This is a genomic window from Phytobacter sp. V91 (genome assembly GCF_965644225.1).
Lineage (GTDB): Bacteria > Pseudomonadota > Gammaproteobacteria > Enterobacterales > Enterobacteriaceae > CBFFRJ01.
Genome location: NZ_CBFFRJ010000013.1, coordinates 1 through 24820 on the forward strand (window position 1 = coordinate 1; position 24820 = coordinate 24820).

Sequence of the window (24820 nt, forward strand, 5' to 3'; positions counted from 1 at the left end):
CATACAGCTCAGCTAAGGTAAGGCTAATACAGATAAGGACTCCACTGAACCCCACCGATTAAATCGCACCTTCCTTAGATTTTACTGCCATCAATGGATAGATTTCGCCATCGTAGCTTAGCTCTCCATACTGGATAACGTCATAGACAGACTTGATAGTTTCCAGTGCATCAAGCACGTCGTTCTGATAGCTACGAAAGCGAGTCTGACATTTCCGCCACTGCTGGAGTTCAGATTCTGTCCAGGGCTGGCCTGGTGTACCTATGTGGTAAGCCTGCTGTTCCGTCATAAAATGCTCATTGAATTGGATTTTAGGGATGTTCACATGTTTACATCACGACCTCATTATTTGTTGTATGGGGTTAATGTGAAGTAATTTTTCCCTGCATCACCAGAATAAATGTCATCATTCAATTTTTCATTGATGTTTTGCTTTGCAATATATTTCTTATATTCTTTTTTGTTTGCTGTGAAATCAGACTTTAATGTTAATCCACAAAATACGATTTGAGGATCTTTTGTATTGATGTATTTTTCAACAACCAATTCTTTGGCTAATTTCTTGTCCGGGTAATTGTTTTTTATTTCTGTCGGGAATATTCCCGCCCCAATATCGCCAGCCATTTTTCTTAGATCCTCAGCCTGACTTTTGAAATAGTTACTAAGATCCTGAATAGATGTTATTTTTACCGTTGATTTATTACTGTCCACACTGCTTTGTGGCATGCGGGCAAGTTCAGATGCAGAAAGTATATAATCCCCAGGAAGTATATAGAAATCTCTTGTGCTACTTTTGTAAACAATATAATCCTTCGATGAGGGTTCTTTATTTCTGGCTTCGGATGGGCAAAAGTTTTGATAGTCCTCTAGTTTAAAGGTGGATTGTTTATTTTCAGGGGATGAAGCGCATCCAGTGAGTAGTAACATAAATAATAAATGTTTTTTTATTTTCAATTGAGTGCCTGCTGTTGAGTTTGGTTTTTCTGACATCAAAGTTATTAATAACAATCATATTACAATAACCATTCATATTATCAATATTTTTATTGGAAAAACAAACCAGAACAATTCTTTGCTGACAGATTATTCACCGATTTTGTTTTGGGGGATTCGATACTCATAATCTGCTGCAGGGTATGATTGGTATCGGCACCTCCCGCAACCCACAATCAATGCTATTATCCCGCCCTGATACCTAACCCGTACTGACACAGGCGTTGGCCCTGGGAGTGACTGATGAACGAAGAAATACCTCTGAAATATTATGATATCGCGGATGAGTACGCGACGGAGGCTGATAAGCCGGTGAGTGATGCGGAGCGCGATGCCCTTGCCCGCTATTTCCAGCTGTTGATAACCCGCTTAATGAATAACGAAGAAATCAGCGAAGAAGCCCAGAGCGAAATGGCGAAAGATGCTGGTATTGATCCACAACGTATTGATGATATTGCCAATTTCCTCAACCAATGGGGTAATGAGGAGTAACAAAAATGCCCGATAGCGCAGGCTTATCGGGCATCGTGTTTTAATAACAAACCTGTTTAATCTTCAGCCAGCCGTTTGTACTGCGCAAAGCGCGCTTTGGCATCTTCTTCCGTCTGGCTGAACAACCTGTCTGCCAGCTCCGGTGAGGTACGGCCCAGCGAGGCGTAACGCACTTCCCCCATCAGGAAGTCGCGGAAATCCTCTTCCGGCTCTTCGGAATCGAGGATAAACGGGTTTTTGCCTTTTGACAGCAACAGCGGGTTGTAGCGCCACAGGTGCCAGTAACCGGCCTCCACCGCCCGTTTGGCTTCGCGCATGCTCTGGCCCATGCCTTTTTTTAACCCGTGGTTGATGCAGGCGGCATAAGCAATCACCAGCGACGGCCCTGGCCAGGCTTCCGCTTCGGCGATCGCCCGCAGGGTCTGGGCTTTGTCGGCGCCCATCGCAACCTGGGCGACATACACATTGCCGTAGCTCACCGCCATCATCCCCAGATCCTTTTTACGCGTACGTTTGCCTTCAGCGGCAAATTTGGCAATCGCCGCCACCGGTGTGGATTTTGATGACTGCCCGCCGGTATTGGAATAGACCTCGGTATCAAACACCAGCACGTTGACGTCTTCGCCTGAGGCCAGCACATGATCCAGCCCACCAAAGCCAATATCGTAGGCCCAGCCATCCCCGCCGAAAATCCACTGTGAGCGTTTGGCAAAATAGTCCTGATTGTCATACAGCCGGTTGAGCAGCGGGTCTTCGCCCTTCTCTGCTGCCAGCAACTGACTTAAAGCTTCTGCCCGCTGACGGGTGCCCTCACCCAGATCTTTATGTTCAAGCCAGGCACGCAATGCGCCCTGCAAGCCCTCGCTCAGCGGTTGTGTGAGCGCATCCATCGCATCACTGGCCAGTTGCTCGCGCACCGCGCGGCCACCGAGCATCATGCCCAGCCCAAACTCGGCGTTATCTTCAAACAAAGAGTTGGCCCAGGCCGGGCCCTGGCCCTTATGGTTAGTGGTCCATGGAATAGATGGCGCGCTGGCCCCCCAGATGGATGAGCACCCGGTGGCATTGGCCACCATCATCCGGTCGCCAAACAGCTGGGTCACCAGCCGGGCATACGGCGTTTCGCCACAGCCTGCGCAGGCACCGGAAAATTCCAGCAGCGGGGTTTCAAACTGGCAGCCTTTCACCGTAGTTTTGCTGAATGGGTTTTCCTTCGGCACCAGCGCCAGAGCATGGTCCCACACCGGGATCATATGACGCTGGCTGTCCAGCGGCTGCATGGCCAGGGCCTTACCTTTTGACGGGCAGATATCCACACAGTTGCCGCAGCCGGAGCAATCCAGCGGCGACACTGCCAGATGGTACTCATAGGTTTTCGCCCCCTGCGCCGCTTTACTCAGCAGTTCTGCGGGTGCAACGTCACGCTCTTCGCTGGTGAGCAGCGCCGGGCGAATCGCCGCATGCGGGCAGATAAATGCGCACTGATTACACTGAGTACACCCCTCCGGCTGCCAGACCGGAACCTGCATCGCAATGCCGCGTTTCTCCCACGCTGAGGTGCCTGGCGGGAAGGTGCCATCCTCCATACCGATAAAGGCGCTGACCGGCAGTTTGTCGCCCGTCTGGCGGTTCATCGGCTCCAGAATATTACGAATAAAGTCCGGCATCAGTTTGCTGCTGGTCTCTTCGTCATCTTCAACGAATGCCCAGTGGTCCGGCACAATAATCTCCTGCAAGGCATCCATCCCCAGGTCGATGGCGGAATTATTCATATCCACCACGTTCTGCCCTTTGCTGCCGTAGGATTTCACCACCGCTTTTTTGAGGTGCGCCGAGGCAGTTTTGGCATCAATGATATCGGTGAGTTTAAAAAAAGCCGCCTGCATCAGCATATTAAAACGCCCGCCAAGCCCGAGTTTACGGGCAATATCCACCGCGTTGAGGGTATAAAAACGTACCCCCTGGCGGGCGATAATGCGTTTCATCTTGTTGGGCAGATTTTGCTCCACCTCTTCTCCAAACCAGGTGCAGTTGAGCAGGAAAATTCCGCCGGGGTTAATCCCGTCCAGCAGATCATATTTGTCCACATAGGACTGCTGCGAACAGGCAATAAAATCGGCGTTGTGAATCAGATACGGCGAGGTAATGGGCCGCTTGCCAAAGCGCAGATGCGACATCGTAATCCCGCCGGATTTTTTCGAGTCATAGGCAAAGTAGGCCTGGGCGAACATCGGCGTGGTGTCGCCGATGATTTTGATGGCGTTCTTGTTAGCGCTCACCGTACCGTCTGAACCTAATCCCCAGAATTTACAGGCGGTAATGCCCTCGCGGGAGACGTGAATGTCATAAGCAGGAACCGGCAGCGACGTGTGGGTCACATCGTCGAAAATCCCCACCGTAAAGCCGTCCATCGGCAGCGGTTTTTTCAGGTTTTCAAAGACGGAGACAATATGCCAGGGCAGTACATCCTTACCGCCAAGCGCGTAGCGCCCCCCAACAATCAGCGGCGCGTCTTCGTGGTGGTAAAAGGCATTTTTGACATCCAGACACAGAGGCTCGGCCTGGGCGCCCGGCTCTTTGGTTCGGTCGAGCACGGCAATGCGTTTAACGCTTTTCGGGATCCGGGCAAAGAAATGGGCCAGCGAGAAAGGCCGGAACAGATGAACCGAGAGCAGGCCGACTTTCTCGCCGCTGTCGATCATCGCATCGACCACCTCCTGGATGGTGTCGCACACTGAACCCATGGCGATAATCATCTGCTCGGCGTCCGGCGCGCCGTAATAGTCGAACAGATGATACTCGCGCCCGGTCAGGCGATAAATATCCGCCATATAGCCTTCCACAATCTCCGGCAGAGCCTGGTAGAAACGGTTTGAGGCTTCGCGCTCCTGAAAGTAGATATCCGGGTTTTGCGCCGTACCGCGGATAACCGGATGGTCCGGGTTCAGAGCATTACGGCGAAAACGGTTAAGCGCATCCTGGTCCACCAGCGGGGCCAGCTCCTCCTGCGCCAGCACTTCGATCTTCTGAATTTCATGGGAGGTACGAAAACCGTCAAAGAAGTTAATAAAAGGCACCCGGCCTTTAATGGCCGCCAGATGGGCCACGGCGGATAAGTCCATCACCTGCTGGACATTGTTCTCGGCCAGCATCGCACAACCGGTCTGGCGGACGGCCATCACATCCTGATGATCGCCAAAAATGTTCAGTGAGTTGGTGGCCAGCGCCCTGGCGCTGACGTGAAACACCCCCGGCAGTAGTTCCCCGGCAATTTTGTACAGATTGGGGATCATCAACAGCAGCCCCTGAGAGGCGGTGTAGGTGGTGGTGAGCGCCCCGGCCTGCAATGCGCCATGTACCGCCCCCGCCGCCCCGGCTTCGGACTGCATTTCCATTAAACGCACCGGCTGACCAAACAGGTTTTTCTTCCCCTTCGCTGCCCATTCGTCAACGTTCTCAGCCATAGGGGTGGACGGTGTGATGGGATAAATCGCCGCGACATCAGTAAAGGCATAAGAGATCCAGGCCGCCGCAGCGTTGCCATCCATTGTTTTCATCTTTCCGGACATTTCTCGTTCCCCGAATGTGAGAGGCATTGTTACTACCACCCATGGCAGCAACCCGTGATACCCCTGCGTTGCACAGCCTGTGCCATATCGAAAAAATGTGAATTATTCCTTTAATTACAGACAATTAGTCTTATGTGTCTTGATGTGCACAATCCGACATTGGGTGGAACAAGACAGGGGAAACGACATCCTGTTGAACTGCCAACAAAGTGTCACTCCACATGTCTGGCTGCCCGGTGGAGGGTTGAATTGTCCTGTTTGCAACAATTGGTCTGTCTATTGTTCAGCCTTTGTTATGCCGTTGACAGCAGCGATTTTTAGATAATCAATAAAATCAATGAATTAATGATTCTGGCATGGCTGGTACGTTCCCTGCACTTATTAACGGGCAAACACACAAACAGGAGAACACACCATGACCATGCGTCAATGCGCCATTTATGGCAAAGGTGGGATCGGCAAATCCACCACCACGCAAAACCTCGTCGCCGCGCTGGCGGAGATGGGTAAGAAAGTGATGATCGTCGGTTGCGATCCCAAGGCCGACTCCACCCGTCTGATCCTGCACGCAAAAGCGCAGAACACCATTATGGAGATGGCCGCTGAAGTCGGCTCTGTCGAAGATCTGGAGCTGGAAGATGTGCTGCAAATCGGTTACGGCGGCGTGCGTTGTGCAGAGTCCGGCGGCCCGGAGCCAGGCGTGGGTTGTGCAGGTCGCGGCGTTATCACCGCCATCAACTTCCTTGAAGAAGAAGGCGCTTACGTCAGCGATCTCGATTTTGTCTTCTACGATGTGCTCGGCGACGTGGTATGCGGCGGTTTCGCCATGCCAATTCGTGAAAACAAAGCCCAGGAGATCTACATCGTCTGCTCCGGCGAAATGATGGCGATGTATGCCGCCAACAACATTTCCAAAGGCATTGTGAAGTACGCCAAGTCCGGCAAAGTGCGCCTCGGCGGGCTGATTTGTAACTCCCGTCAGACTGACCGTGAAGACGAGCTGATTATTGCGCTGGCGGAAAAACTGGGTACCCAGATGATCCACTTCGTCCCGCGTGACAACATCGTGCAGCGCGCGGAAATTCGCCGTATGACCGTTATCGAGTACGACCCGACCTGTAACCAGGCCGACGAATACCGCACGTTAGCCAACAAGATCGTCAACAACACCAAAATGGTGGTTCCGGTCCCCTGCACCATGGATGAACTGGAAGAGCTGCTGATGGAATTCGGCATTATGGATGTGGAAGACACCAGCATCATCGGTAAAACCGCCGCCGAAGAAAACGCGGCCTGAGAAGGCATGCCATAAGGAACATTACGATGAGCAATGCAACTGGCGAGCGTAATCTGGAACTTATCCAGGAAGTACTGGAAATTTTCCCGGAGAAAACGCGTAAAGAACGCAGAAAGCACATGATGGTGACCGACCCGGAGATGGAAAGCGTCGGGAAATGCATCATTTCCAACCGCAAATCCCAGCCTGGGGTGATGACCGTGCGCGGCTGTGCTTATGCGGGATCCAAAGGTGTGGTATTCGGGCCAATCAAGGATATGGCCCATATTTCCCACGGCCCGGTGGGCTGTGGGCAATATTCCCGTGCCGGACGACGTAACTATTTTACCGGCGTCAGCGGAGTTAACTCCTTTGGCACCCTCAACTTCACCTCTGATTTTCAGGAGCGCGATATCGTCTTCGGCGGCGATAAAAAGCTCACCAAACTGATTGAAGAGATGGAAGAGCTGTTCCCGCTGACCAAAGGCATCTCTATTCAGTCTGAGTGCCCGGTCGGCTTGATTGGCGATGACATTTCAGCCGTGGCTAACGCCAGCCGCAAGGCACTGAATAAACCGGTGATCCCGGTACGCTGCGAAGGTTTTCGCGGTGTCTCCCAGTCACTGGGTCACCATATCGCCAACGACGTCATTCGTGACTGGGTGCTGGATAACCGCGAGGGAAAACCCTTCGAATCCACCCCCTATGATGTGGCGATCATTGGCGACTACAACATCGGCGGCGACGCCTGGGCATCGCGCATTCTGCTTGAAGAGATGGGGCTGCGCGTAGTGGCGCAGTGGTCCGGCGACGGCACCCTGGTGGAAATGGAGAACACCCCATTCGTCAAGCTGAACCTGGTGCACTGCTACCGCTCGATGAACTATATCTCCCGCCATATGGAAGAGAAACACGGTATTCCGTGGATGGAGTACAACTTCTTCGGCCCGACCAAAATTGCCGAATCGCTGCGTAAAATCGCCGAGCAGTTTGATGACACCATTCGCGCCAATGCGGAAGCGGTGATCGCCAGGTATCAGGCGCAGAACGACGCGATTATCGCCAAATATCGCCCGCGCCTCGAAGGCCGCAAAGTCCTGCTCTATATGGGCGGCCTGCGTCCGCGTCACGTAATTGGCGCTTATGAGGATCTGGGGATGGAGATCATCGCTGCGGGCTATGAATTTGCCCACAACGATGATTACGACCGGACCCTGCCGGACCTGAAAGAAGGCACATTGTTGTTTGATGACGCCAGCAGCTATGAACTGGAAGCCTTTGTAAAGGCGCTAAAACCGGATCTTATCGGCTCAGGTATCAAGGAAAAATACATTTTCCAGAAAATGGGTTTTCCGTTCCGCCAGATGCACTCCTGGGATTACTCAGGCCCGTACCACGGCTATGACGGCTTTGCCATCTTTGCCCGCGATATGGACATGACGATCAACAACCCGGCGTGGAATGAACTGACGGCGCCCTGGCTGAAAACTGCCTGAATATTATCCTGACATCCCGTTAGTTCACCGATTTGTGGCGCGGGAGGAGACCATCATGAGCCAGACTGCTGAGAAAATAGTCACCTGTCATCCTTTGTTTGAACAGGAAGAGTACCAGACGCTGTTTAGCAATAAACGCGGCATGGAGGAAGGGCACGACGCGAAACGCGTGCAGGAAGTGTTTGAGTGGACAACCACTGCGGAATACGAAGCGCTGAACTTTAAGCGTGAAGCACTGACCATCGATCCGGCGAAAGCCTGCCAGCCGCTGGGTTCGGTACTGTGTTCGCTGGGGTTCGCCAATACGCTGCCCTATGTGCACGGTTCCCAGGGATGTGTGGCCTACTTCCGCACCTACTTTAACCGCCATTTTAAGGAGCCGATCGCCTGCGTTTCCGACTCCATGACCGAAGATGCGGCGGTGTTCGGCGGCAACAACAACCTCAATGCCGGGTTAGAAAACGCCAGTACGCTGTATAAGCCGGAGATTGTGGCGGTCTCGACCACCTGCATGGCGGAAGTCATTGGCGATGATTTACAGGCCTTTATTGCCAACGCCAAAAAAGACGGTTTTATCGACGCCGCCATTCCGGTGCCTTATGCCCACACGCCGAGCTTTATCGGCAGCCATATCACCGGCTGGGACAACATGTTCGAAGGTTTTGCCCGCACCTTTACCGCTGATTACGAGGCCCAGCCCGGTAAACTGGCGAAGCTGAATATGGTGACCGGGTTCGAAACCTATCTCGGCAATTTCCGGGTACTGAAACGGATGATGGCGCAGATGGATGTGCCGTGCAGCCTGCTTTCCGATCCGTCTGAAGTGCTCGACACACCGGCTGATGGTCACTACCGCATGTACGCGGGCGGCACCACCCAGCAGGAGATGCGCGATGCGCCGGATGCTATCGATACCTTACTGTTGCAGCCCTGGCATCTGGTGAAAACCAAAAAAGTGGTCCAGGAGCAGTGGAATCAACCGGCCACCGAGGTGCAAATCCCAATGGGGCTGACCGGCACCGACGAGTTGCTGATGACGGTCAGCGAGTTGACCGGCAAGCCCATTAGCGACGAACTGACGCTGGAGCGTGGTCGGCTGGTGGATATGATCCTCGATTCCCATACCTGGCTGCACGGCAAATCCTTTGGCCTGTACGGCGATCCGGATTTTGTGATGGGGCTGACCCGCTTCCTGCTGGAGCTGGGCTGCGAGCCGACGGTGATCCTTTGCCATAACGGCAGCAAACGCTGGCAGAAAGCGATGAAAAAAATGCTGGAAGCCTCGCCGTATGGTCAGGAAAGCGAAGTGTTTATCAACTGCGATCTGTGGCATTTCCGTTCGCTGATGTTCACCCGCAAACCGGACTTTATGATTGGCAACTCTTACGGCAAGTTTATTCAGCGCGACACCCTGGCCAAAGGCGAGCAGTTTGAAGTCCCGCTGATCCGTTTAGGCTTCCCGTTGTTTGACCGTCACCACCTGCACCGCCAGACCACCTGGGGTTATGAAGGGGCGATGAATATCGTGACCACCCTGGTTAATGCGGTACTTGAGAAGGCCGATCGGGAGACAATCAAACTGGGCAAAACCGATTACAGCTTCGATCTTGTGCGTTAACCACCCTGAACCAACCACCACGCGCCCCGCCATGTGCGGGGCCGTAAGGAGAAACTATGCCAGTAGTCATCTTTCGTGAACGTGGGCCGGATCTGTGGTGTTACATCGCCAAACAGGATCTTGAGGCCAAAGTGATCGCCATCGAACATGACACCCCGGAAAGCTGGGGTGGCGCTATTTCTCTGGAGGGAGGACGCCAGTACTTCGTCAATCCCCAGCCTGGTCGTCCGTCATTTCCCATCAGTCTGCGCGCCACGCGCAGCGCCCTGCTTTGAGGAGAAGGCGATGAATGAAAACGATACGCTGTTCTGGCGCATGTTAGCGCTGTTCCAGTGCCTGCCTGAGTTGCAACCGGCGCAAATTCTGGCCTGGTTAAGCGGCGAAAGCGATGACGCCTTAACGCCGCAGCGCCTTGCGTCGCTTGATGTGCGCAAACTGGAAGCCTCATTTCCGTCGGAAACGGCGATTATGTCCCCGGCCCGCTGGCTGCGGGTAAAAGAGTGTCTGCGCGGGAAGCTGCCGGGGCATTTGCAAAAACAGGCGCCAGCCCGTCGCCCGCAGCTGCTGGCGGCCTTCTGCTCGCAGGACGGGCTGCTGATTAACGGTCATTTTGGCCAGGGGCGTCTGTTTTTTATCTATGCGTTTGATGATAACGGCTGCTGGCTGCATGATTTACGCCGCTACCCTTCAGCACCCCAGGATAAAGAGGCCAATGAAGTGCGGGCGCAGCTGCTGCATGACTGCCATCTGCTGTTTTGCGAAGCCATCGGCGGCCCGGCGGCGGCGCGCCTGATCCGCCATAATATCCATCCGATGAAGGTCTCTCCGGGCATGTCCATCCCCGCCCAGTGTGAAGCCATCAAAACCTTACTGACCGGTCGTCTGCCGCCCTGGCTGGCGAAGCGTCTTGAAAAAGCCAACCCGCTGGAAGAACGGGTTTTCTGACCTGCGTTGATCCCCTGTTTTCGCCTGTGTGTACAGGGGATCTTTTTCGGCTTAATGCTTAACTGTGCCTGGCAAAGACAAGGGCGCTCTCCAGCATCGTTTTCAGCGTTTTTTGCATGCTGGCCGCCCGTTTCGCATCCCATTCCCATGGGGGAACTTCATGCATATAAGCACTTTGCGTGAGTTCCATCTGCAGGGTATGAATCCCCTGTTGCCGATCCGAATAATGACGGGTGATATAGCCGCCTTTATAGCGACCGTTATTTACCGCAGTGAACAGCGTGCTCTGCTGGGCAATTTGCGTAATCTGTTGCTCAAGCTGTTCATCGCAGCTCGAACCGCTATTGGTCCCAATATTGAAGTCCGGCAATATTCCACTAAAGAATTGTGGCAAAACCGAGCGAATTGAATGCGCATCCCACATCACGACGCGGGGAAATTCAGCCCGCAACTCAGTCAGCGTGTCCTGAAGCTTGTCATGCCAGGGCTGCCAGTACAGCTCGCGGCGACGGGCGATCTCCGCAGGATCGGGCTCATAACCCGACAGATAAATATCGCCGCCATCAAACCGGTTCACCGGGCACAATCCCGTGGTCGCCTGGCCCGGATAGAGAGACTCCCCGGTCGGCGGGCGGTTAAGATCGACGACATAACGCGACCATTTGGCCTGTAAAATGGATGCCCCCAACTCCCGGGCGAAGGTGTACAGTTTTTCTATATGCCAGTCGGTATCGGGCACGGTGCGAGCCTCTGGCGTCAGACGCCCGGCAATATCCTCCGGGACAGCCGTTCCCACATGCGGCATCGTGATAAATAAGGGCGCGGTTCCACGATGAAAAATGTAATCTTCACTTTCTGTCATGATTATTCCTTGATAGAACGGGCAAGCACATGCTGGCGGATTGCCGCAATGTCTTCCTGCTGTTTTGACGTTGCCATGCTCGCCGCCTGATAACGCCGCGTTCCACGGGTCCAGACCTGTTTGATGGCCGATTGCCGCGAACTGGCAAAAATATGGGCTGCCAGCACATGCTCTGCAGCAAGGCCAGCCAGCGCGGGATGCGTGGCATCAAGTTCAATAAAATCAGCACACTGACCGATTGCTAAGCCGGAAATTGACCGCCCCGACGCCTGTGCGCCGCCCTGTAATGCTTTGCGGTAGAGGTAGCTGGCAACATCAGGCTCGCGCTCATCGCAGCAGATATTTCGCTTGTGGTGCATCAGCCGCTGCGAATACTCAAGTTGCAGCAGCTCTTCAGCGGCATTCACCGCAATATGGCTATCCGAACCAATCCCCCAGTTGCCCTGCCAGGATTGCCACTGACGGAAATCAAAAATGCCATCGCCAAGGTTTGCTTCCGTTGTCGGGCATAAACCGATAACCGCCCCGGTGGCCGCCGCCTGCCGGTATTCGCGTTCATCCATATGGGTGGCATGGATCAGGCACCAGCGGGAATCAATATCGACATTATCCAGCAGCCACTGCACCGGGCGTTTTCCGCACCAGGCAAGACAGTCATCAACCTCTTTTTGTTGCTCAGAAACGTGGATATGGACGGGTGCTGTGGCATCAGCAGCAAAGATATGCGACAGCACCGCCTGAAGATCGGCGGGATTGATCGCACGTAAGGAGTGCGGAGCAAGGCCCAGTTTGACGCCAGTCGCCTGGCACAGGTCAAACAGCCGATCCCAGAAGGCCAGGAAGGATGACTTCTCATGGGTAAAGCGGCGCTGATGGGCTTCAGGCGGCTGGTTGCCAAAGCCGTTGGTCTGATAAAGCACCGGCAGCAGCGTCATGCCCATGCCGGTTTGCTGCGCGGCGCGGATCAGTGCCGCACTCATTTCAATGGCCTGCGGATAAGGTTCCCCGCCCGGCTGATGATGAACATAATGAAATTCACAGACCGACGTATACCCCGCCGCAAGCATCTCCTGGTAAAGCTGCGTGGCGATGATTTCGAGCTGCGGCGGCGTGATGTGCTGGGCAAAGGCATACATCAGTTTCCGCCAGCTCCAGAAGCTGTCTGCGGGATCCTGACGATATTCCGTCATGCCTGAAAAAATGCGCTGAAAGGCATGTGAATGCAGGTTGGGCATGCCCGGCAGCAGCCAGTCGACAGCTTCCGTCCCCTCAGGGGGAATGGCATTGACATCTACGGCGGTAATCAGACCTTCATTATTCCAGGTGATCAGTACGTCCCGTTGCCAGCCCTGCTCAAGCCAGGCGTGGCGGGCAAAAATCAGGTGGGTGCTCATACGCGATTATTCTCAGTTCTGACGCTATTGTCGTGTTAATACGGCATTGAGGAACTGGCGGGTGCGTTCACTTTGCGGCGCGCCAAAAATCTGCTCAGGCGGTCCGGCTTCCACAATCCCGCCCCCATCCATCACGACCACAACGTCAGCCACTTCGCGGGCGAATCCCATCTCATGGGTCACGACCATCATGGTCATGCCTTCGCTGGCGAGCATCTTCATCACCTGCAACACTTCGCCGACCAGCTCAGGATCCAGCGCCGAAGTTGGCTCATCAAACAGCATAACGCTCGGAGACATCGCCAGCGCACGGCTGATGGCCACGCGCTGCTTTTGCCCGCCGGAAAGATTACCCGGCATGGCATGCGCTTTGGCGCTCAGGCCGACTTTTTCCAGCAACGCCATCGCGTTCTGCTGCGCCGTCGCTTTGCTAAGGTTGCGCAGCATCACCGGCGCGACGCACAAATTTTCCAGAACGGAGAGGTGTGGAAACAGGTTGAACGACTGAAACACCATGCCAACCTCTTTGCGCAGTTCGTTTAGCTGCTTCTCAGGCAGTGGCTTTCCCTTGCTGATTAACGGTGTGCCACACAGCGTGATGTCGCCTTGTTCAGGGAGTTCAAGTCCGTTACAGCAGCGCAGGAAGGTGCTTTTCCCCGAACCGCTTGGGCCGATAATGACGATGACCTGGCCGCTGAACACGTCAAAATCGATACCATTGAGCACCACGTTACTACCAAAGCGCTTATGCAGGCCCCGGATGCTGATTTGTGGCGTTTGAGGATCCGACATTACTGTACTCCTCTCTGGTGGTGGCGTTTTTCAAAATGGCGCAAGGCCATCACGGTCAGGCTGGTCAACACAAAGTAGATAACGGCGATAACCAGGTAGGTTTCGAGGTCGCGATAGGTATTGCTGATAATGGTGTTACCCTGCTGCATCACATCGTGGATCGTGATCAGAGACACCAGCGCCGAGTTTTTGATTAAGGCAATAAATTCATTCCCCAGCGGCGGCAGCATACGCACCACCGCCTGCGGCAGAATGATTTTCATCATCGCCTGTTTCGCCGACATCCCCAGCGACCGCGCGGCCTCATTCTGACCACGATCGATGGACGTAATGGCGCCGCGTACAATCTCTGATATGTAGGCTGCGGAATAAAGGCCAAGCCCAATGACGCCGCAGAAAAATGATGGCAGCATCACCCCCAGGCGCGGCAGACCGTAATACCAGATAAACAGCTGTACCAGCAGCGGCGTGCCGCGAATAATGGCGACATATGCACTGGCGATACCGTAAGCGGCTTTGCGTTGTGGGTTCATTCTGGCGATACCAATGATCAGACCCAGCACACACCCCAGAATCAGCGCGCAGAGGGTTATTTCAATGGTCACCAGCGTCCCTGCCAGCAGAGCATCACTGCTGGCAAACACGGGCGCGAAATTAAGATCTAAACTCATCATTAATCCTGTGTTGTCGCCAGTGAATTACTTGGTTGAACCCGGGAACCACTTCTCCACCAGTTGCTGGTAGCTACCCTCGGTTTTCATTTGCTCCAGCGCCTTGTTCATATCCGTCACCAGTGCCGTTTCATCTTTGCGTACCGCAATGCCGTATTCTTCTGTGGTGAGCGAACCGGGCAGAATTTTTACCCCACCGCGGGTGCGCGCATACTGGAATGCGGCTGGTTTGCCGGTGACCGCTGCATCAACGCGTCCGATACTGACCAGATTGAACATCTGCTGATTCTTCTCAACTTCCACCGTCTGCGCCTGCGGAATATGGGTACGCAGCCACTCAACCGATTTGGTGCCGGTCTGCACGCTGACTTTTTTGCCTTTTAAATCATCAGCGCTGTTGATGGTGTTATCGCCTTCCTTAACCAGAGCAACCAGACCGCCAGCCAGATAAGGCTGCGTGAAATTAACCACCTTCTGACGTTCAGGCGTGATGTAAATTGCAGAGACGGCAATATCAGCACGCCCCGCCGTCAGGCTGGGGATCAATCCCTTAAAGTCGACGTTGGTCCACTGCACGGAACGCCCCAGCTTGTGCGCAAGGGCTTCCGTCAGTTCAATATCGAACCCGGTCATTTTTTGGTTTTCGGTAAATTCCATCGGCGGGAAAGTGGCATCGGTCACCGCCCTGATAGGTTCCCCGGCAGCCAGAGCGGCGGCTGAAATACTCAGTAAGCTCATCGATAACAGAGCATGTTTGACGGTGTATTTAAATGAAGACATAGGCTCACTTCCTGACATTAAGATTGATAAAGAAAAGCAGGGGATGCCTGCATAAATGTGGTATTCAGGCTCTCCTGAATACGGCTGGCGGCACTCAGCGTTTCGTCAATCAGGCGCTGGTGCTGGTTCTGTGTACGGATCACTGGCGCCATCAACGTCAGGGCTCCGAGCAATTGTTGATTGGGTGAAAGAATGGGGACGCTGACCCCCCACACTCCCGCATCCACTTCGCTTTCACTACAGGCATAGCCCTGCTCAACAATGGCTGCCAACGCCTTCTCCTGCCCTTCACGCTCGAACATGTTGCTGAAGTGCGCCTGCAAAATATGCTTTCTGACAGGCACCGGCAGGTGCGCCAGCAGGCATTTTGCCGTTGCGCCGCGATGAAGAGGCAAACTGCGCCCCTTTTCAAAGGAGCAACGTAGGGACTGCCGGGGTTCCAGCATGCTGATGCACACCGCTTCCTGTTGCATGACGACGGTGATGGCAACGGTTTCCTGCGTCAGATCCCGCAATTCAATCATCCTGTCGTTGGCATGCAGCGAGAGCAGCGAAACGGCATCAAAGTTCAGCGCCATTTGCAGACAGGCGGGACCAGGCGCATACATCGCCTCGGACTCCATCACAAATCCCCAGCGGCGCAACGAGGCTAAAAGCCGATACAGCGTGCTTTTGTTTAAGCCGGAAGCCTGGATTAATTCGCTGGCGCTGACGGGACGCCCGTATTCAGCAACAATGCGAAGCACCATCAGCACCCTTTCGGATGTCGGTACCTGTTCATCTGACTCAGCGTTGGTCTGCATCATGTCCATTTATTACTAACCTTTCTGCTGTCGCGTTTACTGGATATTGCAGGGGTTGTGCCAGATTTAAGGAAATGCATTCCCGTAGAAAGGGAATATCTTTTTAAACAGATGGCTAAATAGCGAAATAACGGCGCAAAAGAGACGCCGCCCAGTATGGCAGCGCAGGATTACGGGTTGAGAAGAGCATGGAAGGATTTTTATGGTGCACCGCATGCCCCATCAGGGTGCATATGCGGCGCGGGCGTTCGTCAGGGTATCAGGCGTTTTATCCGCCGGGATCATCAGGATCCGTTGGCCTGGGGGCATTGCAGTAACAGGAAAATCAGTCTTGTTTTAAATCCCGCAATACGGCAAGTAAGTGTTGTGTGGAAGGTTCGTTTTCACTCTCTTTCTCCCGGCAGGCTAATCCTAATTCCCGCCACAATGCCGGTTTTAACGGACGAATGACGGTGCGACTATCACCGGAGAACGTCGTCCCCGACTCCGCCGGTAACAGCGTGGCGCCATAACCCGCCCCGACCAGGCTTTTAAGCGCATCGTTGTAATCGAGCGTAATGCGCGCAACAGGTCGATGGCCCGTTTCAGCAAACCAGTTGCTGGTCAGTTGCGATAAATGTGTGCCAGAACCATTGAGAAGCAAAGGTTTTTCAATAATCCATTCTGGCGTCACCACCTCCGGAACCGCCCAGCTTGCCGGCAGAAAAGCGACAACCGGATCCCGCCGCCAGGCATCAATTCTCAGGCCGCCACGCTGGGGTTGCGGAAGCGCCACAATGCCGATATCGAGCGAACCGGATTTCAGTTGCTCAAGGGTTTGCAAAGAGGTCAGCACGCTAATGTGCACATCGATATTGGGATGGGAAAGCGCAAGCTTTTCGATTGCCAGAGGTAACAGATTGGCGATAGCGCCCGTCGATGCGCCGAGTCTTACCTGCCCGGTCAGGCCTTTGGCCCGGCGGGTGATATCGTCAAGAGCATAAGCGGCGTCAGCAAGCAGTCGCCGCGCATGGCTGACCATATTTTCGCCTATCGCCGTGGGACTAACTTTGCCCCGGGTGCGTGAGAGCAATTTCGCCCCCACCCGGGTCTCAAGTTCGGAGATATGCAGGCTGACCGTTGGCGGTGATAAATGTAATTGCTGGGCGGCCTGCGCAAACGACCCTGTGTCGGCAATCGTTATCAGGGTACGCAACTGATCGAGGTTAATCTCACGCATAAGCTTCCATCAGAAAAACTGAATTTGACGTTAGGATAATTCAACTTTACCCATAGTTAAACCTGGCACAACATCATTGCTCTGACATTCGATCCGCTTTCAGGAAATGACAATGACGAACCTATTTATTGATGGCGAACAGGGCACAACAGGCTTACAAATCCACCAACGTCTGCGCCAGCGTTCAGACATAACCCTGATGACGCTGCCCGCTGAACAGCGTAAAGACACCGCCCGGCGGGCAGAGATGCTGAACAGTTGCGATATCGCCATTCTGTGCCTGCCCGATGAGGCCGCGCGTGAGGCGGTGGCGATGATTAAAAATCCGCACGTCCGTGTTATCGACGCCAGTTCGGCACATCGGGTGGCGGAAGGCTGGACATACGGCTTTGCGCAGATGAGCGCCGGGCAACCTGAGCGCATCAGAGAGTCCAAACGGGTCACCAATCCGGGCTGTTACCCGACAGGCGCTATTGGTCTTCTGCTCCCGTTGGTGAATGCCGGGCTGCTGCCTGCGGATTATCCTGTTGCCATTCATGCGGTGTCCGGTTATTCGGGTGGCGGAAGACCGGCGGTTGACCTGTATGAAGGCGATACAGCAGGTTCAGGGCCAGCTTTTCAGGTCTATGGCCTGGGTCTGAAGCACAAACATGTTCCGGAGATTGCCCGCTATGCAAAACTCTCGGCTCCGCCCTTCTTTCTGCCCGCTTACGGCGCTTACCGCCAGGGAATTGTGCTGAGCGTAGCTTTACAGCAACGCCTGTTGCCTGCGGATGCTACGGCCTCTGCGATCCATTCCTGCCTTGCGCAACATTACGCCTCCGGCCGCCATGTAAAAGTACTGGCGCATGAGATCTCAAACGATGCAAAGCGTATTAATCCTGAGTCTATGAACGGCACCGACGATATGGAGCTGGGCGTATTTTCAAACCCCGAAAACGGCCAGATACTACTGACCGCCGTCTTTGATAATCTGGGCAAAGGCGCAGCGGGCGCCGCAGTGCAAAACCTGGATCTGATGCTGGGGGTCAGCGGCACTTGACCCGGTTTGCCCCCTCTCCATCGAGGGAGAGGGTTGGGGTGAGGGGGAACATACAGCTCCGGTGGTCAACGGCAGCTTACCGGCCGCCACATCACTCCTGAACGTGCCAATTGTCTGCTTTGTCGCAAAACACACAAAAATTTTCCCTTAAAAATCAATGCGTCAATCTGGCGTGCGAATTGCACCTTCATCGGTAACCCAACTTAAAAAATGAGGTAACCATGAAGGGGAATGAAATTCTGGCGCTGCTGGATGAACCTGCCTGCGAACATAATCACAAACAAAAGTCGGGCTGTAGCGCGCCGAAACCCGGTGCAACAGCCAGCGGTTGCGCCTTTGATGGCGCACAAATCACCCTGCTGCCGCTCTCGGACGTCGCCCACCTGGTGCATGGCCCCATTGGCTGCACCGGCAGCTCCTGGGATAACCGGGGCAGTATGAGTTCCGGCCCGTCGGTTAACCGCCTGGGCTTCACCACGGACTTAAATGAACAGGATGTGATTATGGGCCGTGGCGAACGACGCCTGTTTCATGCCGTGCGCCATATTGTGGATCGCTACCACCCTGAGGCCGTTTTTATCTACAACACCTGCGTACCCGCAATGGAAGGTGACGATATTGACGCCGTGTGCCAGGCGGCAGAAACCGCCACCGGCGTACCGGTGATTGCCGTCGATGCCGCCGGTTTTTACGGCAGTAAAAATCTCGGCAACCGCATGGCGGGCGAAGTGATGGTCAAAAAAGTGATTGGCCGCCGTGACCCTGCACCCTGGCCGCAGGACACCCCTTTTGCCCCGGAGCACCGCCACGATATCGGCCTGATCGGCGAATTCAATATTGCCGGGGAGTTCTGGCATGTTCAGCCTCTGCTTGATGAACTGGGGATCAGGGTGCTGGGGAGTTTGTCCGGCGACGGGCGTTTTAAAGAGATCCAGACTATGCACCGGGCGCAGGCCAATATGCTGGTCTGCTCCCGGGCGCTGATTAACGTCGCCCGGGCGCTGGAGCAGGATTATGGCACCCCGTGGTTTGAAGGCAGCTTTTACGGCGTGCGCGCCACCTCGGACGCCCTGCGCCAGCTTGCCGCCCTTCTCGGCGACGCTGACCTGATGGCCCGCACCGAAGCCCTGATAGCCCGTGAAGAAGCGGCGGCTGAACGCGCACTTGCCCCCTGGCGCGAACGGCTTTCTGGGCGTAAAGCCCTGCTCTACACCGGCGGGGTGAAATCCTGGTCCGTGGTTTCTGCGCTGCAGGATCTGGGGATGACGGTCGTTGCCACCGGTACGCGTAAATCCACCGAAGAGGATAAACAGCGTATTCGCGAGTTGATGGGCGAAGATGCGCTGATGCTGGAGGAAGGTAACGCCCGCACGCTGCTGGATGTCTCTTATCGCTACCAGGCCGATTTAATGATCGCCGGGGGGCGCAATATGTATACCGCGTACAAAGCCCGCCTGCCGTTTCTGGATATTAACCAGGAGCGCGAGCATGCCTTTGCCGGCTATCACGGCATCGTGACCCTCGCTGAACAGATTTGTCAGACCATTGAGAGCCCGGTCTGGCCGCAAACCCACGCCCGCGCCCCGTGGCAATAAGGAGTTCGTCATGGCAGAAATCATCCGTAATCACAAACCGCTGGCCGTCAGCCCGGTAAAAAGCGGCCAGCCGCTGGGGGCCATTCTGGCAAGCCTGGGGATTGAACACTGTATGCCGCTGGTGCATGGCGCCCAGGGATGCAGCGCCTTTGCCAAGGTCTTTTTTATTCAGCATTTTCACGATCCGGTGCCCCTGCAATCCACCGCGATGGATCCGACTTCAACCATTATGGGGGCCGACAACAATATTCTGACCGCCCTCAGTACCCTGTGCCAGCGCAACAATCCAAAGGCGATTGTGCTGCTCAGTACCGGGCTTTCTGAAGCTCAGGGCAGCGATATCAGCCGCGTGGTGCGGGAATTTCGTGCCGATTATCCGCGCTACAAAAATATCGCCCTGCTCACCGTCAACACGCCGGATTTTTACGGCACCCTGGAAAACGGCTACAGCGCGGTGCTGGAAAGCATTGTTGAACAATGGCTACCGGAAAAGCCGCAGCCTGCGGGGCGTAACCGGCGCGTTAATCTGGTGGTCAGCCATCTGCTCTCACCTGGGGATATTGAGTTGTTACGCGGCTACGTCGAGGCGTTTGGCCTGCAACCGGTAATCCTGCCGGATCTCTCGCTTTCTCTCGATGGCCATCTTGCCAGCGGGGATTTTTCGCCGGTGACGCAGGGCGGCACGGCGCAGCGGCTTATTGAACAGATGGGCCAGTGTCTGTGCACCTTTGTTATTGGTCGCTCGCTCTCCCGCACCGCCGCCCTGCTGGCTCAGCGCTGCCGGGGTGAAGTTGTGTCGCTGCCGCATATGATGACCATGGCCGAATGCGACCGGTTTATCCATCAACTGAAGCAGATTTCGGGCCGCGAGGTGCCCGCCTGGATCGAGCGCCAGCGGGGTCAGTTGCAGGATGCGATGATCGATTGCCATCTGTGGTTGCAGGACGTCAACATTGCGATGGCCGCCGAGGGCGATCTTCTTGCGGGCTGGTGTGATTTTGCCCGCAGCCAGGGGATGCGTCCCGGCCCGATTATCGCCCCTGTCAGCCAGCCCGGCCTGCAACAACTGCCCGTTGAGCGCGTGGTGATTGGCGATCTTGAAGATATGCAGGACTTGCTGTGCGCGACGCCAGCCAGTCTGCTGGTTGCCAACTCCCACGCCGCCGATCTGTGCGAACAGTTTGATATGGCGCTGATCCGCGCCGGATTTCCGGTGTATGACCGGCTGGGCGAATTTCGCCGGGTGCGCCAGGGCTACGCCGGGATCCGCGATACCCTGTTTGAGCTGGCCAACATCATGCGCGATCGCCACCACCATATGGCCGTTTATCGCTCCCCGCTTCGCCAGCACTTCGTCAATACCCCGGTCGCAGGAGAGGACTATGCAACATCTTAACCGGCAGTTCAGTACCATCTGCGCCAGCGAGTGGTCAATGAAAGTGGCTTTCGCCAGCTCTGATTATCACCATGTGGATCAACACTTTGGCGCCACGCCGCGACTGGTGGTCTATGGCGTCAAAGAAGATGATGTCAGCCTGCTGCGGGTGGTGGATTTCACCGTGCAGGCCGGACACCAGACCGAAAAGCTCAACAGTCGGGTCGCGGCGCTGGAAGATTGCGTCACGCTCTACTGCGTGGCCATCGGCGAAGCGGTGTTTCGCCAGCTTTTACAGGTGGGAGTGCGCGCGGTACGGGTGCCGGAGGACACGCCCATTCTCGGGCTGTTGCAGGAAATTCAGCATTACTGGTACGACAAAGAACAGCGCAAAAAAAGCCATAAACGCGACCCTGACCGCTTTTCTCAACTGCTGCTGGAGACCCAGTGGCAGGAGGAAGATGACCGGGAGTCCCGCTAACAATTGTGTCGTTTCTGCGACAAACCTCACATAAACCACGACACTGGACCTGCGTTTATGTGAGGAATATCTAATAACTCAATGATAAATATCATATTTCCTTTCTGGTATCGCTTTTGCTTTGCTTTTGTACCCGCTGTTGATTAACGCGGTGTAATGCGCCCTGCGCTGTCCGTCATAATCCTGGGAGCTTTGAGCATGTGGAATTATTCAGAGAAAGTGAAAGATCATTTTTTTAATCCCCGCAACGCCAAAGTGGTGGCTGATGCCAACGCGGTGGGCGATGTGGGCTCCATCAGCTGCGGTGACGCGCTGCGTCTGATGCTGCGGGTCGATCCGCAAAGTGAAACCATCCTCGAAGCCGGCTTTCAGACCTTCGGCTGCGGTAGCGCCATTGCCTCATCCTCCGCGCTGACTGAGCTGATTATCGGCCGCACATTGCAAGAGGCGGAGTCGGTCACTAATCAGCAAATCGCCGACTACCTGGATGGCCTGCCGCCGCAAAAAATGCACTGCTCGGTGATGGGTCAGGAAGCGCTGCGGGCCGCCATCGCCGATTACCGTGGCGAAACCATTGATGACGACCACGAAGAAGGCAAACTGATTTGTAAGTGCTTTGGCGTTGATGAAGGCCATATCCGCCGGGCGGTGCTGACCAACGGACTGACCACCCTCGAAGAGGTGATTAACTACACCAAAGCCGGCGGCGGCTGCACCTCCTGCCATGAAAAAATCGAGCTGGCGCTGGCGGATATCCTCGCCGAACAGCAAGCCATCCCCATCACTTTTATTGCACAAAAAGACGAACACTGGCAGGAAGTGGTGGACGCCATTACCGAGCTGCGCCCGCATATTCAGGCCGATGGCGGCGATATGTCGCTGGTGAACGTGGCCAACCATAAAGTCACCGTCAACCTTTCCGGCAGTTGCTCCGGCTGCATGATGACCGACATGACGCTGGCCTGGTTACAGCAAAAACTCATGGAGCGTACCGGGTGTTTTATGGAAGTGGTTGCGGCCTGAGCCGCGTGACCTTAGCCATTAGGGGAAATTAACGATGAAACAGGTTTATCTCGATAATAATGCCACCACCCGCATCGATCCTATGGTGCTGGAAGCCATGATGCCCTTTTTAACCGAACACTATGGCAACCCCTCTTCGATTCATGATTTTGGCGCTCCGTCGCGCGGCGCGCTGGAGCGTGCTCATCAGCAGGTTGCCAGCCTGTTGGGGGCTGAACATGCCAGCGAAATCATTTTCACCTCCTGCGCCACCGAGGCCACGTCGACGGCAATCCTCGCCAGCGTCGAGCTGATGCCAGAGCGGCGGGAAATCATTACCACCACCGTTGAGCACCCTGCCACGCTTGAGGTGTGCGAACACCTGGAGCGTCAGGGCTATCTTATCCATCGTATCAGTGTGAACAGCCAGGGCGCGCTGGATATGGCCCACTACCAGCAGGTGCTCAGTCAGCGGGTGGCGCTGGTCAGCGTGATGTGGGCCAATAACGAAACCGGGGTGATCTTTCCGGTAGAAACTATGGCGGAAATGGCCCACGAATACGGCGCGCTCTTCCATTGCGATGCGGTGCAGGCGGTGGGCAAAATTCCGCTGGCGCTCAGCAGCACCCGTATCGATATGCTCTCCTGCTCGGCGCATAAACTCCATGGGCCAAAAGGCGTTGGTTGCCTGTATCTGCGCCGTGGCACGCGTTTTCGTCCCTTACTGCGCGGTGGTCATCAGGAGCGTGGCAGACGCGCCGGAACAGAGAATATCGCCGGTATTGTCGGCATGGGGAGCGCCTGCGAACTGGCGCAGATCCATCTGCCCGGTATGGCGAACATCGCCCGGCTGCGCGATACCCTTCAGGAGGAGCTGGTCAGCGCTATCCCCTCGGTAATGGTGATGGGGGGCAACCAACCCAGGGTGCCCGGCACCGCCAATCTGGCTTTTGAATATATTGAGGGGGAAGCCATCCTGCTGCTGCTTAATCAGCTAGGGATTGCCGCCTCCAGCGGCAGCGCCTGCACATCCGGCTCTCTTGAACCCTCACATGTGATGCGGGCAATGGACATTCCCTACACCGCCGCCCACGGCAGCATTCGTTTCTCACTCTCACGTTACACGCGGGAAAAAGAGATTGAGTACGTGATTGCCAGCCTGCCGCCGATCATTGACCGGCTGCGGTTACTTTCTCCTTACTGGCAGAACGGCAAACCTGTTGCGGCTGAAGCCGGTTTCTCCCCGGTTTACGGTTAATCATGGAGGTGGCGATGACCCCGGTAATCATTAACGACACCACCCTGCGCGACGGCGAGCAGAGCCCTGGCGTCGCTTTTCGCGCCAGGGAAAAAATCGCCATTGCGCAAGCGCTGTATGCCGCTGGCGTGCCGGAGCTGGAGGTGGGTACGCCAGCGATGGGGGAAGAGGAACGCAGCCGGATTGGCCAGGTTCGCCGTCATCTGCCTGACGCAACCCTGATGACCTGGTGCCGCCTGAGCCACGACGAAATCAGCCAGAGTGCCGATCTCGGTATGGACTGGGTGGACATCTCTATTCCGGCCTCATCGACGCTGCAAAAATACAAATTACGCGAATCGCTTCCGGTGCTGCTTGAACGTTTAGGCAGCCTCACCGCCTTTGCCCGCTCACTGGGGCTGCGGGTCTGTATTGGCTGTGAAGATGCGTCCCGTGCCGATGACGAAGCCCTGCGGACGATCGCAAAGGTTGCGCAACATTCCGGTGCGCAACGGCTGCGCTTTGCCGACACCTTAGGCATTCTCGACCCGTTCAGTACCACAGCGCGCATTATGGCCTTGCGCACCTTCTGGCCCGGTGAAATTGAGATGCATGCCCATAACGATCTGGGGCTGGCGACCGCCAACACGCTCGCGGCGGTGCGGGCCGGGGCAACCAGCGTCAATACCACGGTGCTGGGGCTGGGGGAACGTGCCGGCAATGCGGCCCTGGAGACGGTGGCGCTTAGTCTGAGCCGCTGCCTCAACATTGATTGCGGCATTGATTTCAGTCAGTTGCCGGGGCTTTGTCAGTTTGTAGCGGATGCCGCCGAGCGCCGCATTGATCCCCAGCAGCCCCTGGTGGGCGAGCAGGTCTTTACCCATGAATCCGGGGTGCACGTCGCTGCCCTGTTGCAGGACAGGGAAAGTTATCAGGCCATTGATCCGGCGGTGATGGGCCGCGAATACCGGCTGGTGCTGGGCAAGCATTCCGGCCGCCAGGCGGTCGACGGGGTGTTTACCCGGATGGGCTATCACCTTGATGCTCTGCAGATTGACGCGCTGCTCCCGGCGATCCGCCGCTTTGCGGAAAGCTGGAAACGCACGCCGCAAGATGATGAGCTGATTGCGATTTACGACGCATTATGCGGCGACACCGCTGCGTGCATGAGGGGCTGA

General features: G+C 55.4%; 23 protein-coding genes. 13 read left to right on the forward strand and 10 right to left on the reverse strand.

Going from position 1 to position 24820, the window contains the following annotated elements; translation table 11 throughout:
• Positions 1–58: 58 nt before the first annotated feature.
• Complete coding sequence (locus ACSZO4_RS04230) at positions 59–289, reverse strand: hypothetical protein (protein ID WP_437887599.1); 231 nt, start codon at positions 287–289, stop codon at positions 59–61.
• A gap of 56 nt (positions 290–345) precedes the next feature.
• On the reverse strand, positions 346–990 hold the full coding sequence (locus ACSZO4_RS04235) for a hypothetical protein (RefSeq protein WP_437887600.1): 645 nt from the start codon (positions 988–990) through the stop codon (positions 346–348).
• Between the two features lie 246 nt (positions 991–1236).
• Here ACSZO4_RS04235 and ACSZO4_RS04240 point away from each other — a divergent pair, with 246 nt between their 5' ends.
• A complete protein-coding gene (locus ACSZO4_RS04240) occupies positions 1237–1485 on the forward strand; it encodes a YmjA family protein (protein WP_437887601.1) in 249 nt (82 codons plus the stop codon).
• Between the two features lie 56 nt (positions 1486–1541).
• On the opposite strand, the gene nifJ is transcribed toward ACSZO4_RS04240, so the two are convergent.
• On the reverse strand, positions 1542–5054 hold the full coding sequence (gene nifJ, locus ACSZO4_RS04245; RefSeq protein WP_437887602.1) for a pyruvate:ferredoxin (flavodoxin) oxidoreductase: 3513 nt from the start codon (positions 5052–5054) through the stop codon (positions 1542–1544).
• Positions 5055–5469: 415 nt separating this feature from the next.
• Between nifJ and nifH the strand changes: the two genes are divergently transcribed.
• From nifH to ACSZO4_RS04270, 5 genes are read left to right on the forward strand one after another with little or no spacing between them, the layout of a single operon-like run.
• Positions 5470–6351 (forward strand): nitrogenase iron protein, encoded by an 882-nt coding sequence (gene nifH, locus ACSZO4_RS04250; RefSeq protein ID WP_437887603.1) that lies wholly within the window; start codon positions 5470–5472, stop codon positions 6349–6351.
• 26 nt (positions 6352–6377) lie between these two features.
• Positions 6378–7826: a nitrogenase molybdenum-iron protein alpha chain gene (gene nifD / locus ACSZO4_RS04255; protein ID WP_437887604.1), complete on the forward strand. Its 1449-nt coding sequence runs from the start codon at positions 6378–6380 to the stop codon at positions 7824–7826.
• A 55-nt stretch (positions 7827–7881) separates the two neighbouring features.
• The gene (nifK, locus tag ACSZO4_RS04260; RefSeq protein WP_437887605.1) at positions 7882–9444 is read left to right on the forward strand and encodes a nitrogenase molybdenum-iron protein subunit beta; all 1563 of its coding nucleotides are present in this window, start codon (positions 7882–7884) and stop codon (positions 9442–9444) included.
• Between the two features lie 56 nt (positions 9445–9500).
• Positions 9501–9719, forward strand: coding sequence for a putative nitrogen fixation protein NifT (gene nifT / locus ACSZO4_RS04265; RefSeq protein ID WP_437887606.1), 219 nt, complete (start codon positions 9501–9503; stop codon positions 9717–9719).
• A gap of 10 nt (positions 9720–9729) precedes the next feature.
• Entirely contained in the window at positions 9730–10389 is a 660-nt protein-coding gene (locus ACSZO4_RS04270; protein WP_437887607.1) for a NifB/NifX family molybdenum-iron cluster-binding protein, read from the forward strand.
• A 58-nt stretch (positions 10390–10447) separates the two neighbouring features.
• Here the strand turns inward: ACSZO4_RS04270 and hutG are convergent, their stop codons facing one another.
• The 7 genes from hutG to ACSZO4_RS04305 all read right to left on the reverse strand — a co-directional run bounded on the left by hutG (position 10448) and on the right by ACSZO4_RS04305 (position 16910).
• Positions 10448–11251 (reverse strand): N-formylglutamate deformylase, encoded by an 804-nt coding sequence (hutG, locus tag ACSZO4_RS04275; RefSeq protein ID WP_437887608.1) that lies wholly within the window; start codon positions 11249–11251, stop codon positions 10448–10450.
• A 2-nt stretch (positions 11252–11253) separates the two neighbouring features.
• Positions 11254–12645, reverse strand: a complete 1392-nt coding sequence (locus ACSZO4_RS04280) for a formimidoylglutamate deiminase (RefSeq protein WP_437887609.1) — start codon at positions 12643–12645, stop codon at positions 11254–11256.
• A 24-nt stretch (positions 12646–12669) separates the two neighbouring features.
• A complete protein-coding gene (locus ACSZO4_RS04285; protein WP_437887610.1) occupies positions 12670–13437 on the reverse strand; it encodes an amino acid ABC transporter ATP-binding protein in 768 nt (255 codons plus the stop codon).
• A complete protein-coding gene (locus tag ACSZO4_RS04290; RefSeq protein ID WP_437887611.1) occupies positions 13437–14111 on the reverse strand; it encodes an amino acid ABC transporter permease in 675 nt (224 codons plus the stop codon). The genes ACSZO4_RS04285 and ACSZO4_RS04290 overlap by 1 nt, the downstream gene beginning before the upstream one ends.
• 24 nt (positions 14112–14135) lie before the next feature.
• On the reverse strand, positions 14136–14888 hold the full coding sequence (locus tag ACSZO4_RS04295) for a transporter substrate-binding domain-containing protein (RefSeq protein WP_437887612.1): 753 nt from the start codon (positions 14886–14888) through the stop codon (positions 14136–14138).
• Positions 14889–14905: 17 nt separating this feature from the next.
• Complete coding sequence (locus ACSZO4_RS04300) at positions 14906–15700, reverse strand: IclR family transcriptional regulator (RefSeq protein WP_437887613.1); 795 nt, start codon at positions 15698–15700, stop codon at positions 14906–14908.
• A gap of 316 nt (positions 15701–16016) precedes the next feature.
• Positions 16017–16910, reverse strand: coding sequence for a LysR family transcriptional regulator (locus ACSZO4_RS04305; protein WP_437887614.1), 894 nt, complete (start codon positions 16908–16910; stop codon positions 16017–16019).
• Between the two features lie 112 nt (positions 16911–17022).
• Here ACSZO4_RS04305 and argC point away from each other — a divergent pair, with 112 nt between their 5' ends.
• From argC to nifV, 7 genes are all read left to right on the forward strand, one after another.
• Positions 17023–17952 (forward strand): N-acetyl-gamma-glutamyl-phosphate reductase, encoded by a 930-nt coding sequence (gene argC / locus ACSZO4_RS04310; protein ID WP_437887615.1) that lies wholly within the window; start codon positions 17023–17025, stop codon positions 17950–17952.
• A gap of 221 nt (positions 17953–18173) precedes the next feature.
• Positions 18174–19547: a nitrogenase iron-molybdenum cofactor biosynthesis protein NifE gene (gene nifE / locus ACSZO4_RS04315; protein ID WP_437887616.1), complete on the forward strand. Its 1374-nt coding sequence runs from the start codon at positions 18174–18176 to the stop codon at positions 19545–19547.
• Between the two features lie 10 nt (positions 19548–19557).
• Positions 19558–20943 (forward strand): nitrogenase iron-molybdenum cofactor biosynthesis protein NifN, encoded by a 1386-nt coding sequence (nifN, locus tag ACSZO4_RS04320; protein WP_437887617.1) that lies wholly within the window; start codon positions 19558–19560, stop codon positions 20941–20943.
• Complete coding sequence (locus ACSZO4_RS04325; protein WP_437887618.1) at positions 20930–21403, forward strand: NifB/NifX family molybdenum-iron cluster-binding protein; 474 nt, start codon at positions 20930–20932, stop codon at positions 21401–21403. Before nifN ends, ACSZO4_RS04325 begins: the two co-directional genes overlap by 14 nt.
• A 198-nt stretch (positions 21404–21601) precedes the next feature.
• On the forward strand, positions 21602–22426 hold the full coding sequence (nifU, locus tag ACSZO4_RS04330) for a Fe-S cluster assembly protein NifU (RefSeq protein ID WP_437887619.1): 825 nt from the start codon (positions 21602–21604) through the stop codon (positions 22424–22426).
• 34 nt (positions 22427–22460) lie between these two features.
• A complete protein-coding gene (gene nifS / locus ACSZO4_RS04335; protein ID WP_437887620.1) occupies positions 22461–23663 on the forward strand; it encodes a cysteine desulfurase NifS in 1203 nt (400 codons plus the stop codon).
• A gap of 14 nt (positions 23664–23677) precedes the next feature.
• Complete coding sequence (nifV, locus tag ACSZO4_RS04340) at positions 23678–24820, forward strand: homocitrate synthase (RefSeq protein WP_437887621.1); 1143 nt, start codon at positions 23678–23680, stop codon at positions 24818–24820.

Bases quoted from the DNA above. Each gene is read 5' to 3' on its own strand.
- ACSZO4_RS04285 (WP_437887610.1), bottom strand. From the start codon at position 13,437: ATGTCGGATCCTCAAACGCCACAAATCAGCATCCGGGGCCTGCATAAG.
- ACSZO4_RS04280 (WP_437887609.1), bottom strand. From the start codon at position 12,645: ATGAGCACCCACCTGATTTTTGCCCGCCACGCCTGGCTTGAGCAGGGC.
- ACSZO4_RS04295 (WP_437887612.1), bottom strand. From the start codon at position 14,888: ATGTCTTCATTTAAATACACCGTCAAACATGCTCTGTTATCGATGAGC.
- nifE (WP_437887616.1), top strand. From the start codon at position 18,174: ATGAAGGGGAATGAAATTCTGGCGCTGCTGGATGAACCTGCCTGCGAA.
- nifJ (WP_437887602.1), bottom strand. From the start codon at position 5,054: ATGTCCGGAAAGATGAAAACAATGGATGGCAACGCTGCGGCGGCCTGG.
- nifH (WP_437887603.1), top strand. From the start codon at position 5,470: ATGACCATGCGTCAATGCGCCATTTATGGCAAAGGTGGGATCGGCAAA.
- nifV (WP_437887621.1), top strand. From the start codon at position 23,678: ATGACCCCGGTAATCATTAACGACACCACCCTGCGCGACGGCGAGCAG.
- ACSZO4_RS04325 (WP_437887618.1), top strand. From the start codon at position 20,930: ATGCAACATCTTAACCGGCAGTTCAGTACCATCTGCGCCAGCGAGTGG.
- argC (WP_437887615.1), top strand. From the start codon at position 17,023: ATGACGAACCTATTTATTGATGGCGAACAGGGCACAACAGGCTTACAA.
- nifN (WP_437887617.1), top strand. From the start codon at position 19,558: ATGGCAGAAATCATCCGTAATCACAAACCGCTGGCCGTCAGCCCGGTA.
- ACSZO4_RS04290 (WP_437887611.1), bottom strand. From the start codon at position 14,111: ATGATGAGTTTAGATCTTAATTTCGCGCCCGTGTTTGCCAGCAGTGAT.
- ACSZO4_RS04235 (WP_437887600.1), bottom strand. From the start codon at position 990: ATGTCAGAAAAACCAAACTCAACAGCAGGCACTCAATTGAAAATAAAA.
- nifU (WP_437887619.1), top strand. From the start codon at position 21,602: ATGTGGAATTATTCAGAGAAAGTGAAAGATCATTTTTTTAATCCCCGC.
- hutG (WP_437887608.1), bottom strand. From the start codon at position 11,251: ATGACAGAAAGTGAAGATTACATTTTTCATCGTGGAACCGCGCCCTTA.
- nifS (WP_437887620.1), top strand. From the start codon at position 22,461: ATGAAACAGGTTTATCTCGATAATAATGCCACCACCCGCATCGATCCT.
- nifD (WP_437887604.1), top strand. From the start codon at position 6,378: ATGAGCAATGCAACTGGCGAGCGTAATCTGGAACTTATCCAGGAAGTA.
- ACSZO4_RS04305 (WP_437887614.1), bottom strand. From the start codon at position 16,910: ATGCGTGAGATTAACCTCGATCAGTTGCGTACCCTGATAACGATTGCC.
- nifK (WP_437887605.1), top strand. From the start codon at position 7,882: ATGAGCCAGACTGCTGAGAAAATAGTCACCTGTCATCCTTTGTTTGAA.
- ACSZO4_RS04270 (WP_437887607.1), top strand. From the start codon at position 9,730: ATGAATGAAAACGATACGCTGTTCTGGCGCATGTTAGCGCTGTTCCAG.
- nifT (WP_437887606.1), top strand. From the start codon at position 9,501: ATGCCAGTAGTCATCTTTCGTGAACGTGGGCCGGATCTGTGGTGTTAC.
- ACSZO4_RS04240 (WP_437887601.1), top strand. From the start codon at position 1,237: ATGAACGAAGAAATACCTCTGAAATATTATGATATCGCGGATGAGTAC.
- ACSZO4_RS04300 (WP_437887613.1), bottom strand. From the start codon at position 15,700: ATGGACATGATGCAGACCAACGCTGAGTCAGATGAACAGGTACCGACA.
- ACSZO4_RS04230 (WP_437887599.1), bottom strand. From the start codon at position 289: ATGACGGAACAGCAGGCTTACCACATAGGTACACCAGGCCAGCCCTGG.